14 protein-coding genes and 1 pseudogene are annotated in these 13,847 nt (G+C 39.3%); 2 read left to right on the plus strand and 13 right to left on the minus strand.

The window, feature by feature from the left end:
- Positions 1-15: 15 nt before the first annotated feature.
- From COJ96_RS02220 to COJ96_RS02260, 10 genes and pseudogenes are all read right to left on the minus strand, one after another.
- The gene (locus tag COJ96_RS02220; RefSeq protein ID WP_098571376.1) at positions 16-462 is read right to left on the minus strand and encodes a DUF6115 domain-containing protein; all 447 of its coding nucleotides are present in this window, start codon (positions 460-462) and stop codon (positions 16-18) included.
- 79 nt (positions 463-541) lie between these two features.
- A complete protein-coding gene (locus COJ96_RS02225) occupies positions 542-964 on the minus strand; it encodes a flagellar basal body-associated FliL family protein (RefSeq protein WP_098571377.1) in 423 nt (140 codons plus the stop codon).
- 33 nt (positions 965-997) lie between these two features.
- Entirely contained in the window at positions 998-1,441 is a 444-nt protein-coding gene (locus COJ96_RS02230; RefSeq protein ID WP_098571378.1) for a YaaR family protein, read from the minus strand.
- A gap of 116 nt (positions 1,442-1,557) precedes the next feature.
- On the minus strand, positions 1,558-2,352 hold the full coding sequence (locus tag COJ96_RS02235) for a CheR family methyltransferase (RefSeq protein ID WP_098571379.1): 795 nt from the start codon (positions 2,350-2,352) through the stop codon (positions 1,558-1,560).
- A 78-nt stretch (positions 2,353-2,430) separates the two neighbouring features.
- The gene (locus COJ96_RS02240; RefSeq protein ID WP_373561648.1) at positions 2,431-3,951 is read right to left on the minus strand and encodes a methyl-accepting chemotaxis protein; all 1,521 of its coding nucleotides are present in this window, start codon (positions 3,949-3,951) and stop codon (positions 2,431-2,433) included.
- Between the two features lie 156 nt (positions 3,952-4,107).
- A pseudogene (locus COJ96_RS29545) lies at positions 4,108-4,584 on the minus strand (MCP four helix bundle domain-containing protein); the annotation flags it as partial.
- Positions 4,585-4,646: 62 nt separating this feature from the next.
- On the minus strand, positions 4,647-6,797 hold the full coding sequence (locus COJ96_RS02245; RefSeq protein WP_098571381.1) for a HAMP domain-containing methyl-accepting chemotaxis protein: 2,151 nt from the start codon (positions 6,795-6,797) through the stop codon (positions 4,647-4,649).
- Positions 6,798-6,865: 68 nt separating this feature from the next.
- Positions 6,866-7,345 (minus strand): chemotaxis protein CheW, encoded by a 480-nt coding sequence (locus tag COJ96_RS02250; RefSeq protein WP_098571382.1) that lies wholly within the window; start codon positions 7,343-7,345, stop codon positions 6,866-6,868.
- Between the two features lie 58 nt (positions 7,346-7,403).
- Positions 7,404-7,829, minus strand: coding sequence for a chemotaxis protein CheW (locus tag COJ96_RS02255; protein WP_098571383.1), 426 nt, complete (start codon positions 7,827-7,829; stop codon positions 7,404-7,406).
- 18 nt (positions 7,830-7,847) lie between these two features.
- Positions 7,848-9,851, minus strand: a complete 2,004-nt coding sequence (locus tag COJ96_RS02260; protein ID WP_098571384.1) for a chemotaxis protein CheA — start codon at positions 9,849-9,851, stop codon at positions 7,848-7,850.
- 278 nt (positions 9,852-10,129) lie between these two features.
- Here COJ96_RS02260 and motA point away from each other — a divergent pair, with 278 nt between their 5' ends.
- Together motA and COJ96_RS02270 are read left to right on the plus strand one after the other, a co-directional pair.
- Positions 10,130-10,915: a flagellar motor stator protein MotA gene (gene motA, locus COJ96_RS02265; protein ID WP_098571385.1), complete on the plus strand. Its 786-nt coding sequence runs from the start codon at positions 10,130-10,132 to the stop codon at positions 10,913-10,915.
- Between the two features lie 16 nt (positions 10,916-10,931).
- Complete coding sequence (locus COJ96_RS02270; protein WP_098571386.1) at positions 10,932-11,690, plus strand: OmpA/MotB family protein; 759 nt, start codon at positions 10,932-10,934, stop codon at positions 11,688-11,690.
- Between the two features lie 188 nt (positions 11,691-11,878).
- On the opposite strand, the gene COJ96_RS02275 is transcribed toward COJ96_RS02270, so the two are convergent.
- From COJ96_RS02275 to fliY, 3 genes are all read right to left on the minus strand, one after another.
- Complete coding sequence (locus COJ96_RS02275; protein ID WP_098571387.1) at positions 11,879-12,274, minus strand: flagellar protein; 396 nt, start codon at positions 12,272-12,274, stop codon at positions 11,879-11,881.
- Between the two features lie 62 nt (positions 12,275-12,336).
- Positions 12,337-12,699, minus strand: a complete 363-nt coding sequence (locus tag COJ96_RS02280) for a response regulator (protein WP_098571388.1) — start codon at positions 12,697-12,699, stop codon at positions 12,337-12,339.
- Positions 12,700-12,724: 25 nt separating this feature from the next.
- Positions 12,725-13,846 (minus strand): flagellar motor switch phosphatase FliY, encoded by a 1,122-nt coding sequence (gene fliY / locus COJ96_RS02285; protein WP_098571389.1) that lies wholly within the window; start codon positions 13,844-13,846, stop codon positions 12,725-12,727.
- Between the last annotated feature and the right edge of the window lies 1 nt (position 13,847).

Genomic DNA, 13,847 nt, shown 5'->3' on the forward strand with positions numbered 1-13,847 from the left:
GATAAAACCCCTTTCTTAGGCACGTGCTTTGTCAGCAAACTGGATAATGAAGGATACTTCGTCGTATTCCTTTTCTAGTTTTCTAGCAATCTGTTCCACGGATAGCCCTTGTTCCCGTAATTCAAAAATCTCCTTGTATCGATCTTGCACTAATAATTTTTGGCCATTGTTGGATATGGTCCTAGATTGAACGGATCGTTCATCTACTGGTTTCTCCATTCCCCATTGTTGTTCACGCACTTGCTGAAAAAATGTGTGGTATTCCTGGACGGTCCCTTTGAACTCATCTATTGTCCTTTTTAACTCAGCTATTTCAGGGCTGATTTTTTTATTGTTTTCAACAATACTTCGATAAAATTCCCGCTGAGATACAATATCTCGGCGGGAAGAACCTCGTGCGACCAAGTAAAGCACTCCGATCAAGTTGAGACCTAAAAGTATTTCGTTTAGATAGTTTTGCACTTGTTTTCTTCCTCTCTGGATTCTAAAGTAGTAGTAGAAAGAACGGTACAACGCTGCTAACTTCAAGCGACCGAGGAACTCATTGGACAACTTTATCGATCATGTAAACCCGAGTAATGTAATTTGTACCTAATTCCTGATTAAGTACCTTTTGTAAATTGTTTTCTATTAATGTAAGTCCTTTCGGTCCGTTAGCTTCTTCCTTTTTTATGTTATTAACATATTGGATAATCGAACTTTCAATATGAAATTGAAGTTTACCAATTTCTTCTGCGTCTTTCTTCGACTTGGTAATGATTTTGAACCTCATTTTGATAAAGCCTTCATCTGCGAAATTCGTTGTGATCATCTCGGTATCCACCGATTGCTCTAACAGTTCTTCTGCCGTCGGCTCTTTTATTTCTTCCTTAGGGGCATTTAACTTCTCCCAACCAAAGTACCCGCCGACGCCAACCAATGTGATGATCCCTATAATCAGCATGGATTTTTTATACAGATTCATTCTTTCATAACCCCTTTTTTCATTAGTAAAAATTTAGGTATAGAGGTTGACCAATAAGCCTTTGATTTCACCAATTCGTTCCATAATCGATAGATTGGCATTTTGTTGGTGCAGCACATGGTCCGATAATTCCATCAATTTGCGGTCAAGCACTTGGATGGTTTTTAGTGTTTTACTCCCTCCATAAGGATCCCAGGTTTCTGTTTGGTACAGCCCTACCCCATTTTTCGATACCTCACCCATAAATCGTTTGACCAAATCCTTGTATTTGCGAAGTTCATGAAATGTGGGTTTTTCGCTTAACTGCTGGCCTTGTTGATCAATATCCTGCAGCAGCTCCTGGAGGTGATCCTGGGTGAGTTCTTTTGAATAGGAGTCTATTAATTTTTGAAAAGATGCTTTGCTGGTAGAAGACCGCTCGGATGTAGAGAGACGGGGATCACTAATATTAACCCTTACTGGGTCCTGTATCTTCAATTGATTACCCCCTTGTTTTAATCAAAATTAATAAAAATCAATCAAAATCAATCAAAATATATTAGTCATTATACCCCAATTCCCAAAAAAATTCATTACTAGTTATAGGAAATTTCTTACTCCTTTTTCGTGTAGTAAAACGTATCTTTGGTATGAATAGGGAGAAACTTACTATTAAAATTAGAGATGGACTCGGCGTGGCCCAAGAATAAGGTTCCATTATTCTTTAAAATAGAGTAAAAGCTTCTGATAATCTGTTTAGTTATCTCTTCGTTAAAATAAAATAAAACATTTCGGCAGAAAATAAAATCCATTTGACTGTATTTGGCATAGGCGTGGTAGTCGGTCAAGTTAAAGGGTTCGAATGAAATCATTTGTTTGATTTCCTTTTTCACTTCATAGCCAAGCTCGGTTTCTATAAAATATTTTTTTATATACTCCCTGTGTTCCGGAATTCTTCTGAAAGATAGGGAATTTTTGGGGTAAAAGCCGTTCTTTGCATGGTCTAACACCTTTTTATTTAAGTCGGATGCCACAATCCTTACGCGGTTACCCGTTGATAGTTCGATTTCCTTTGCTAAGATGGCAAGGGAATAAGCCTCGTCTCCAGTGGAACAAGGGATACACCAGACATTGATTTGCTGCCCCGTTTTCTTCTTTAGCAAATTCTGAAATTCCTCCAGCTGGTTGAATTCTCGGAAAAAGTAAGTTTCATTTATGGTGATATTCTCTACTAATTTGTCCCATTCTTTCGGTTCTTTTTGCAAAAAAGGACCATACTCTTCTATTTTTAAGCCCAACTTTACTAGTCTTCTAGCTGCTTTTAATTCTAGACTTGCAAGATTACCTGTAAAATCGATGCCGCAATAGTCTCTTATTTTAAATGCCAATTCTGTCAGACCATCTTTCACTTAACTCGCCCCTAGTTCATGGCTAATCGGATAAAACGCCTCCGCAAATTGTGCGAAAGCGTTTCATCCGAAAGCCAATTATTTTAGTTTATCAACTTGCGTATTAACTTCCGTAATCGCGTTTGATACCTCTTCTACTTCTTTGGCTTGAATTTCAATGCTAGCATTTAATTCTTCCGTTTGTTTACGAACGTTTTCAACCTCGAGAGCAATTCCTTGACCATATCCAGCCTGATCATTCGTGGCAACAGTCATTTGTTTGACCATTTCTTTGATGTTCGATAAATTGCGTACAATTTCGGCAGATGTAAGTGCCTGTTCCCGTGTTGCATTTGTGACCGAGTTAGATTGGTTTGTTACGTTTTCAACGGAAACAACAATTTCCCTTCCGCCTTTTGCTTGTTCGGCAGTAGCCTCTGTAATTTGCTGAACTTGATCTTTCGTATCATTAATACCTTTGACAATTTCCTGAGCTGTAATCGCTTGTTCTTTCGTAGAAAGTGTCATTTGTGCAGCTTGCTGCGTAACATTTCCAACCGCTTGGGTTATTAGCGCACTGTTTTGAGTTTGTTGTTCCGTCGCTTGGGCAATTTGATTCATTTCATTGGTCATTTTTGTAATACCTTCAGAAATTTTTCTGATTGCTTGGTTTGTCTTATCAGTTAGTTGATTTCCTACTTCCACTTTGTTTGCACCATCTTTGATGGAGTGAATCGCAACAGCCGTTTCATGTTGGATGCCCTTGATTAAGTCAGCTATTTCTTTTGTGGCTTCAGCGCTTCGTTCAGCTAATTTTCTTACTTCGTCTGCAACGACCGCAAAACCTTTTCCATGTTCCCCTGCTCTTGCAGCTTCTATCGCTGCATTTAGCGCAAGTAGATTAGTTTGCCCTGCAATTTCGTCGATGACTTCGATGATATTGCCGATTTCTTCAGAACTCTTTCCTAGATTCACCATAACGTCACTTGCTTGGTTGATTACTTTGGAGATTTCTTTCATTCCATTTAAGGTTTCATTTACTGTTGCCGTTCCTTCTACTGCATCATTCTTAACAGAATGGCTTAGTTCACTTACAGTCTGGGCACTACTAGCTACCTGCTGGATCGAAGCGACCATTTCTTGAACAGCTTCCGAAGTTTCTTCTGCCGTTGTTGTCAGGTTAACTGCATTAGCAGAAACACCATCAATCGATTTGCTCATTTCTTCAATCGCAGCAGAGATTTGTTCCACACTTGCACCTACATTTCCTGTGTTTCCAGCTACCTGTTCGATTGAAGCCATCATTTCTTGAATGGCAGAAGATGTTTCTTCGGCAGAAGCAGAGAGGTTGTCTGCATTTCCTGCAACTACGTTGACCGACTTACTCATTTCCTCTACTGCGGCTGAAATTTCTTCAACGCCGGAGGCCGTATCACTCGTGTTCCCGGCAATTTGCTGGATCGAAGCCACGAGTTCGCTTACAGCGTCATTGGTTTTATCCATTGATGCATCCAGCTCTTTTGCGCTAATCGCGGTCTTATCGATAGTCTTTTTGATTTCGCTAACTGAATCTGTGGTGATCTCAACGTTTTCCACAACCCCTGCTACGGAGCGTCCCATTACTCTTGTAACGAAGAAAGCGATCACTATACTTAATAACGTTGCAAGAGCAGAAACAATAAGAATGACAAGCTTGCTTGTATTTACTTGTTTAGAGGCATCATCGGTTGTATTAGTTACAAATGCATCAATATCAGACTGTAAAGATGCTAACTCAGCAACAGCTTTTTCGCCAACTGGACCCATCGTAACAAAAACATCTGCAAATCCTTTCATGTCCATCTCTCTTGACTGTGCCAAAGCAATGGGAATTAATTTTTGATATTCGTTAAACTGGCGTTCGAATTCGTCCAGTTTTTGTCTAGCCGATTCTTTTTTAAGTAAAGGACGTAAAATCCCGATATTTTTCTTTACTTCTTCAATATCCTTATTTAAAAAATCTTCTGCCGTATCTTTCTTATCCTGGTCTACTTCTGTTGCATGCTTTGCAACGAATAGTCTTACTCGAGTCATATGTTCAGTAAGGTTACCTATAGTTTTAAGCTTGACAATTTGGGTATCAGATATATCGTTTACGGATACAGACAATTTGTTCAAGTTAATATAAGAAATTAAACTAATCACGAAAAGTAATAATAAAATAGAAATAAAACTTGTCCATAATTTTGCCTTCATTGAGAATTTATTTAACATTACTACCTCCAAAAAAAAAATACTTTACAAGAATGGTTAATACCAACAGTTCACATGATAAATTAGTTTAATTTATCTACTTCGTTATTAACACCTGTAATCGCTTTTACTACTTCTTCTACTTCTTCCGTTTGTGTTGCGATACTCACGTTCAACTCGTCGGTTTGTTTTCTGACTCTTTCAACTTCTTTCGCAATTTCTTGACCATATTCTGCTTGGTTGCTGGTTGCAACCGTCATTTGTTTGACCATTTCTTTAATGTTATTTATATTTCGGACAATTTCCTCAGCGGTAAGGGCCTGCTCTTTTGTTGTCCTTGTTACCGAGCTAGATTGGTTTGCCACATGTTCAACCGCAGCTACGATTTCACGACCGCCCTTCGCTTGTTCGGCCGTAGCAACCGTGATTTGTTGAATCTGGTCTCTTGTATTGATAATGCCTTTAACGATTTCTTCCGCACTGATCGATTGTTCTTTTGTTGAATGAGTCATTTCAGTTGCTTGCTTGGTTACACCTTTAACCGCTTCTGTGATGAATTCGCTATTTTTCGTTTGTTGCTCCGTTGTTTTTGCGATTTGATCCATTTCCTCTGTTACTTGTGCAAGACCTTCTGAAATTTTCCTAATCGCTTGGTTCGTTTTATCGGCCAATTGATTTCCTACTTCTACTTTATGGGCCCCTTCTTTAATAGAAGTTACAGCAACAGCGGTTTCATCTTGAACACCTTTGATGAGGATGGCAATTTCTTTTGTCGCTTTTGCAGAACGTTCCGCTAGTTTACGGACTTCATCTGCTACAACCGCAAAGCCTTTTCCATGTTCTCCAGCACGTGCAGCCTCAATTGCAGCATTGAGTGCTAGTAAATTGGTTTGTTCTGCGATTTCATCAATGACTTTGATAATACTGCCAATTTCTTCAGAACTTTTACCTAGGTTTTCCATCACATCACTTGCTTGGTTAATCACATTAGAAATTTCTTTCATTCCATTTAATGTTTCATTTAGTGAGATGGTTCCTTCATGAGCATCGTTCTTAACAGAGTTGCTAAGTTGGTTAACTGTTTGCGCACTTTCTGCTACTTGCTTAATGGATACCACCATTTCCTCAACGGTTTCAGAGGTTTTTTCAGCCGTATTTGTCAAACTACCGGCATTTTCGCTTACGCCTTTAATAGATTTGCTCATTTCTTCAATCGCCGCAGATATTTGTTCCACACTTGCCCCTACATTCCCTGCATTTCCTGCTACCTGTTCAATCGAAGCCATCATTTCTTGGATGGAGGAAGATGTTTTTTCAGTAGAAGCGGCTAAAGTATCGGCATTTCCTGCAACCACATTAATAGAAGCACTCATTTGATCGACCGCCGCAGAGATTTCATCGACACCTGAAGCTGTTACATTGGTGTTTCCAGCCACTTGTTGAATAGAAGCAACAAGTTCACTTACGGAATCGTTGGCTTTGTTCATAGAAGCATCTAACTCTTGTGCACTGATAGCGGTTTTATCAATAGATTTCTTAATTTCATCAACTGAATGTGTCGTGATATCTACATTTTTTACCACCCCAGTAACAGAACGACTAATTAGTTTATTGATTAGGAAAGAAATCAAAATGCTAAATAGAACGGCAATTATGGAAAGGATAATAATTTGATTCACAGAACTAGATGATTTTTGTGCGGAATTTTTGATGATAATATCGTTGTTTTTTTTGACACCTTTTGCAAGTTCATCAAGAGAAATAATGGTCTTTTCTCCAATGGGTGTCATAATTACCATCTTTTCATGTACGGAGTCATAATTATTGCTTTTAGATGCTTCGATGAAAGCTGGAATATAGGCCACGTAATCTTCAAAAGTTTCACTGAACTCTGCTAGTTGTTTTTTATCTTCGGCATAAAGAAGCAATGGTTCCAGTTCTTTAATATTCTTTCTGACGTCTGCGATGTCTTCGTTTACATGCTGCTCCATGTTTGCTTTATCTTCTGCTTTACGCTCATATGCCTGCTTTGTAACATAGAGGCGAACACGGGTTAATCCTTCTTTTAATTCTCCTACTTTTTCAATTTTTGGCACTTGAGTATCTCCAATTTTATGAAGATCATCACTTAAACCGTTTATATTTTGATACGATACAAAAGATACAAGTGCTAAGAATAATAGCACAATGATAAAACTACCCCAGAGTTTCACTTTCATTGACAACTTACTCATTATTTTCACCCTTCCCCTTTTTCGGGTTCAATTAGTTGTTAATAAGTTTTTAGGTAAACCGCACTAAGCTATAACGAATCTTTTATTTCTTTCAATTCATCTAAATTTGTTGTGTCTTCAAGTAACTCTTCGATATCTAATAGGATTAACAAACGCTCGTCTAGTTTTGAGATTCCTTTCAGATAAGAAACTTCTTTTGTTTCCATTAAATTTGGGTGTTGAACCGTGTCGGGAGTAATATCCAATACATCCGTGGCGGCATCGACCACAAGTCCGATTGCTTTTTCATGGACTTGAACGATAATAATCCTGGTAGCATCGGTTGGCTTTAGTGTTTCTCCTGTTAGCGCCGCCCGTAAGTCCACTACAGGCGTGATGACATCCCGTATCGTAGTTACTCCTAACACATGCGGCGGCCGATTGGGATAGGGAGTAATATTCTGCATTCGCTCGATTGAAACTACTTGACTGATATGTACCCCATACTCTTCCTGGCCAACTTTAAAAATGAGAGTTTTGTCATCCTGAAACTTGATTTGATCCTTCATACGGTCCCCTCTTTTGCTCAAAAGTATAGTCTTTGTCTATTAAACTTGGATTCTTTGTTTAATTTGTTGTAGTTTTCATTAACTCTTCTAATTTCAGAAGAATGATTAAACGTCCGTCGACCTTTGCAATACCGCCAAAATAGTCAGAATCAAAACTACTAGATGATGCAGCTTCGATTGCTTCAGGCGCCACATCAATAACATCGCTAGTTTTATCAACAATCAAACCCAATTCGATTTCCTCAAATTGCGTGATGATCACCCGTGTATTTTCCGTGTAAACCGCATTCCCCAGGTTTAACTTGCCTCGAAGGTCAATAATCGGGGTAACATTTCCTCTAAGATTAATTACGCCTTTTACAAATTCAGGGGCATTTGGAACCCTTGTAATATGATGGATTCGTTCGATGGACTGGACATGATTAATATTTAATCCATACTCTTCTTCTCCTAATTTAAAGGCGACTATTTTTAACATTTCCATTGAGAAGGCTCATCCTTTCTATTTAATAAACTGATTGGAATCTATAATTAATGCCACTTCTCCGTTTCCAAGGATGGTCGCTCCTGAAATAGCAAATAGGTTATTTAAAAAGCCGCCTAAGGATTTTAATACTACTTCTTGCTGTCCCAGAACTGAGTCCACCACTAACCCCACTGTCTGGTCTCCGTTTCGAACAATAACAATAAATAGCTGTTCTTTATTAGACTTTGTTTCAACCGGTGGTACATGGTAGACCTCGTTTAAATAAACTAAAGGAACGACTTGTCCACGGAATTGGATTACTTTCTGACCATGAAGGGTAGAAACATGCTCCTGTGATACTGTTGTAATTTCCACAATCGAACTAAATGGAATCGCATAAGTTTCCTCTTCCACTTTCACTAACATCGAATTGATGATGGATAACGTTAATGGCAGCTGGATGCGGAAAATAGATCCTTGTCCTAGTGTGGAATCAATACTGATCACCCCACCCAAAGACTCAATCTTGGTTTTCACGACATCTAGACCAACACCTCGCCCGGAAATATCTGATATTTTATCTGCTGTACTAAATCCAGAGGAGAAAATAAGCGCATAAACTTGTTGATCAGTAAGCGATTTGGCTTCCTCTTCAGTAACAACGCTCCGCTCAATGGCTTTGTTCAGAACTTTTTCGCGGTTAATTCCCTTTCCGTCATCAGTGACTTCTATAAATACATGGTTTCCGCCATGAAAGGCTTTCAATAATATCTTGCCTTCTTCTGGTTTTTTGCTTGCTAATCTTTCCTCGGTAGTCTCAAGCCCATGATCTAAAGCATTTCGCAAGAGATGTACCAAAGGATCTCCGATCTCATCAATGACCGTACGATCTAATTCTGTCTCTGCGCCTTCCACCACCAATTGGACTTTCTTATTCAAATCTTTGGCTAGGTCTCGTACCATCCGCGGGAAACGATTAAATACCTGCTCTACCGGAACCATCCGCATATTCAAAATGAGCCCTTGTAAATCAGTTGATATGCGGGTCATATGTTCCACTGTCTCGGTCAGTTCGGAAAGCTGAGACTTCCGCGAAATCTGTTCCAGTCTTCCTCGGTCAATGATTAATTCACTGAATAGGTTCATTAAGTGATCCAGTTTTTCAATATCCACACGAATTGATTTTGTCCGTTGTTTTTTCTTACTTCCATCCAACCCCTCTTTGGTCTGCGGTCGGTTTGTTTGTTCTTTTTTGGAGATATCAGATTTCGAAAAATCTCCCAAACTTTGATGAACTTTCTCAGACAGGATTACTTCTTTTACCTCTGAGACATTGCTTAGTTGTGTTTGGATTTCTTGCGCTTCAAACTCAGACACCATCAAAATAGTAAAAGATTGACCGAAATCTCCTTCTTCTATTTGCTCAACAGATGGATGACTCTTTATGATTTCACCAAGTTCTTCCGCGGCTTGAAATACCATGTACGCTCGTACCGATGTCATTGCACAGTTTTCATCTAGTGTAACCTTGAATTCATATACGTTATTGCCTGTCTTCCTCGCTTCATTGATTACAGAAACTTGATACTCATCTATCAAAATCTCTGATGCAGCAGCGACCTCTTGAGATGAATCAAAATCTTCGGAATGAGGGGATGGGGATGGGGCTTGTATCCTTGTTAGTTGAGTGACAATGTCCTTGACATTTTCTTTTCCATCTCCGCCCTGTTCAATGCTGTCCACCATTTTTTCTATAAGGTCAACACACTTAAAAATGACATCCATGATTTCTGGAGTGATCCTCAATTTGGCATTACGGAGAAGATCCAGGACATTTTCCATTTCATGGGTCAATGAGGCCAAGTCTTCAAACCCCATAGAACCAGCCATCCCTTTAAGAGTGTGAGCCGAACGAAAGATCTCGTTTACGATGGCTGTGTTTTCCGGTTCTGCTTCCAGTTTTAAAAGTTCATCGTTTATGGCCTGCAAATGATCTTTTGATTCTTCAATAAACATCTCTAAATACCCATTTAAATCCATTACAAACTCCCCTCGCTAAATAGCATACAAAAAGCTTCCCCCTCGACATTGGGGTAATAGTCGTAAAAAAATCAAAATATATACTTCATATTATCATATATTTTGATTTTACAAATAATTTTTTTGATAGTTTTTCATTTTTATTGGGTGGTTTTTCGCAAGAACTTTTTTATTTAAGCCTTTTTTGATAATTCTATCAAACAAACTGTTGTCTTATCTATCAAAATCCCATAAAATAAAAATCAGGATTCTTAATTCATATAAAAGGGGGACACACGATGAAAGATCCTTCATCGCTAATAGGGATTGTTTTAGCGTTAGTGGCCATTGGAGTAGGGATGGTATTGAAAGGAGCCAGTCTAGTAGCATTAGTCAATCCTGCCGCTTATTTAATTATCTTCGGAGGAACGGCGGCCACGCTATTTGTAAGTTTTCCTCTGTCAGAGGTTAAAAAATTCCCAAAGTTAATCAAAATTATATTTGGCGGGGGTCAAAAACTTCCTTCTAAGGCAGATGTTATCGATATGTTTACCAATTGGTCAACGATCGTGAGAAAAGAAGGCTTGCTGGGTCTAGAGAGTGAGGTTGCAACTATTGATGATCTATTCCTTAAGCAGGGAATGGAGCTCATCGTTGACTCAACGGATTCTGATTTTGCCAGTGACATATTAATAGAAAAAATGAGTGCCATGCAAGAACGACACAGAAAAGGTGCCTTGATTTTTACACAGGCAGGAACTTATGCTCCAACCTTAGGAGTACTGGGAGCCGTTGTGGGGCTCGTTGCTGCATTAGGGAACTTATCAGACATTGATAAACTGGGGCATTCGATTGCCGCAGCCTTTATTGCTACACTTTTGGGGATCTTCTCAGGATATGTGTTATGGCATCCAATGGCTAACAAATTAAAATTACTATCCAAAAGAGAGTTGGAAATTCGGCAAATTATGGTGGAAGGGCTTCTTTCTTTACAGGAAGGGGTTAACAGCAGACAATTAGAGCATAAGTTAAATGTATTCTTAACTCCAGACGAATTAAAAAAGAGAAATGTAGAAACAGACTAGTATATGGAGGTAACCCGTGGCCAAGAAAAAACTTCACGAGGAGCATGAAGAACATGTTGATGAGTCGTGGCTGATCCCTTATGCCGATTTGCTAACCCTTCTTCTCGCCTTATTCATCGTTTTATTTGCTCAGCGCTCCGAAGATACAGCAAAGACATCTGCCATGATGGAATCCCTCTACAACGCCTTTAACACGGTTTCCGTGTTTGAGACAAACAGCGGAGGGCAGACACCAAGTAATACCAATAACACAAACAATGAAATCAAACCCGAACCGATTCCAAATCCTAAATCGGAGAATAAAGATAAAAAAGATAGTGAAGATGAAAAGAGACTGCAACAGTTAATGAAACGATTGCAGAAATTTATTGATGAAAACAAATTAAATGCGGAGATCAGTCTTACCGATTTGCGCGAAGGAATCCAAATCACCCTAAAAGATCGAATTGTTTTTGATTCCGGGAGTGATCATATCAATCGGAATTTTGATCCCATCCTTGAAGATATCGTCAAGATGCTAAAAATGGTCGATAATTCAATCATCATTGAAGGACATACCGATAATCAGCCGATCCATAGTTCGAATTTTCCATCCAATTGGGAATTATCCAGTGCCAGAGCGTTATCTGTAGTCCATTATTTTCAAAATCATAACATTGCTCCAAATCGCTTACGTTTTAGCGGGTATGGTGAGTTTAAACCGGTTTACCCAAATAATACCCCTGAACATAGGGAAGCTAATCGCCGTGTAAATATCATTATTTTACGTAAATAAAAAAGCAAGAGTACAGAACTCTCGCTTTTTTTGTGGACAACCACCAATGAATCTATTTTTGTTTTAACAAATTCGTAAAAAAGCAGTGCAATCTCGGTGAACTGCACTGACCTTTCTGTTATATATAATTTCATTTCAATACAGGCAATCAAAAAAAACAAAAAAGAATCTTTGAAATTAGGGAGCTCCTATAGCCGTTGCGTCATCACTTTTAAATGATGTTTGTTATGCTGCTGTCCTTCATTTTTCTCCAGCTGCGCGGCTAGCTGGTTAAGAGTATCCATACAGCTGTTACATGTTCTCCCTGTTCGAATCATCTCCCCGCACGTTTCACATGGGTAAGACAGGTTAGGGAACTGACCCGCGAAAATTCGACGGGCTACTATAAAATGGCGAATTTGAGTGACGGATACCATTGTTTTATCGCTGACTTCTTGAATTGTGCTGCCCGGATTTTCACGCAGGTAAGCCGATGCCTTCAGATAATCATCTTCTTGTTTTTGATAACAAGCATCACATAAATCTCTCGTTCTCAGGAATAACTTTCTACATTTCGGACAATTCCCCAGTTTTGGTGTACCCAAAGGACCCTCCCCTTTTTTTTGCATATTCGTTTTTAACATTACTACAGGTTGCGTAAGAGCCTTTAACTTCCCAACACTTTGTTGATGGAATCCATGACCCGATCGGCTTGGAAAGGCTTTACAACAAAATCCTTTGCACCTGCTTGAATCGCTTCTAATACCATTGGCTGCTGTCCCATTGCGGAACACATAATCACCTTTGCCTGCGGATCAAGAGCCTTAATTTCCTTAACCGCCGTAATTCCGTCCTTTTCAGGCATCGTAATATCCATCGTCACTACATCAGGCTTTAATTCCCGGTACTTTTCAACGGCATCTGCACCATTCACAGCCTCCCCAACAACTTCTAGCCCATTTTTATTTAAAATATCTTTTAACATCATGCGCATAAAAGCCGCATCATCAACGATTAATACCTTTGCCATACATATTCTCCTCCAATTGTTATATTTACATGGTCATTTTAGTTAGACGGTCGACTGGACTAATAATGTCAGTAATACGAACACCGAAGCTCTCTTCGATTACGACCACTTCCCCTTTAGCTATTAACTTATGGTTAGCTAAAATATCTACAGGCTCACCTGCCAATTTATCCAGCTGTATAACAGCGCCCGGCCCCAATTCAAGGATTTTGCGTATTTGCATTTCCGTTCGCCCCAGCTCAACAGTAATCGCCAATGGAATATCGTATAACAAATCGATATTACCGACGCCATTACTTCCCTTATTTGCCTCGGAAAAATTTGCAAATTCGACTTTTTGTACATTCGCATTTGCCGGTGTATGGGCCCGGCTTTGTGGAACCATACTTTCTTCAACCTGTGAAGCCGAACTAGTTTGTGTTGGTACTTCCTGATTGGATGTGACTGGTGCTGGTTCCTCCGGAGCTGTACTGGCTGGTGCTCCTTCTCCGGCCATAAAGACCTGCTGGATCATCTCCTTCGCGAAGGACAGAGGGATGAGCTGAATCATGTTGGAATCAATGAGGTTTCCTACCTTCAAACGAAAGGAAACTTTGATGATGATATCATCATCCAGTTGTTCTAATTTATTTTGGGGATAATCAAGCAAATCGATAGACGGTGGTGAAATATCCACTTTTTGCTGCAACATTGTCGACATAGACGTAGCAGCTGACCCCATCATTTGATTCATGGCTTCTTGAACAGCACTTAGATGAAGTTCTGAAATTTCAGGGTCGAGAACAGTGCCATCTCCGCCCATCATTAAATTAGCAATAATTTTAGCATCTTCTTCTTTAATCATTAAAAGATTTTTACCACGGATGCCTATTGTATAATCCACGTAAACAGCAACATGCTTTGCTTTTGCCCCCTCTTCCACCCGATCTTGTTCAATAACGGAAAGGGTAGGCGTAGTGATTTCCACCCGTTGGTTCAGCAGTGTAGAAAGAGCCGTGGTCGAACTGCCTAATGATATATTCCCAATCTCCCCCAGTGCATCTTGCTCCATCGAGCTCAAAAAAACATCGAGAGATAAAGCTGATTTTGATTCTGTTTGATTAAACAGTGCATTTATCTCATCTTGAGATAATGATCCTTCACTCATT

The sequence above is a fragment of the Bacillus sp. AFS073361 genome (assembly GCF_002567005.1).
Taxonomy (GTDB): domain Bacteria; phylum Bacillota; class Bacilli; order Bacillales; family Cytobacillaceae; genus Neobacillus.

What these genes read in the sequence shown, in the direction of transcription:
- fliY (WP_098571389.1), bottom strand. Translation starts at nt 13,846, where the DNA reads ATGAGTGAAGGATCATTATCTCAAGATGAGATAAATGCACTGTTTAAT.
- COJ96_RS02260 (WP_098571384.1), bottom strand. Translation starts at nt 9,851, where the DNA reads ATGGATTTAAATGGGTATTTAGAGATGTTTATTGAAGAATCAAAAGAT.
- motA (WP_098571385.1), top strand. Translation starts at nt 10,130, where the DNA reads ATGAAAGATCCTTCATCGCTAATAGGGATTGTTTTAGCGTTAGTGGCC.
- COJ96_RS02240 (WP_373561648.1), bottom strand. Translation starts at nt 3,951, where the DNA reads ATGGGACGCTCCGTAGCAGGGGTTGTGGAAAACGTTGAGATCACCACA.
- COJ96_RS02255 (WP_098571383.1), bottom strand. Translation starts at nt 7,829, where the DNA reads ATGGAAATGTTAAAAATAGTCGCCTTTAAATTAGGAGAAGAAGAGTAT.
- COJ96_RS02250 (WP_098571382.1), bottom strand. Translation starts at nt 7,345, where the DNA reads ATGAAGGATCAAATCAAGTTTCAGGATGACAAAACTCTCATTTTTAAA.
- COJ96_RS02280 (WP_098571388.1), bottom strand. Translation starts at nt 12,699, where the DNA reads ATGGCAAAGGTATTAATCGTTGATGATGCGGCTTTTATGCGCATGATG.
- COJ96_RS02245 (WP_098571381.1), bottom strand. Translation starts at nt 6,797, where the DNA reads ATGAGTAAGTTGTCAATGAAAGTGAAACTCTGGGGTAGTTTTATCATT.
- COJ96_RS02225 (WP_098571377.1), bottom strand. Translation starts at nt 964, where the DNA reads ATGAATCTGTATAAAAAATCCATGCTGATTATAGGGATCATCACATTG.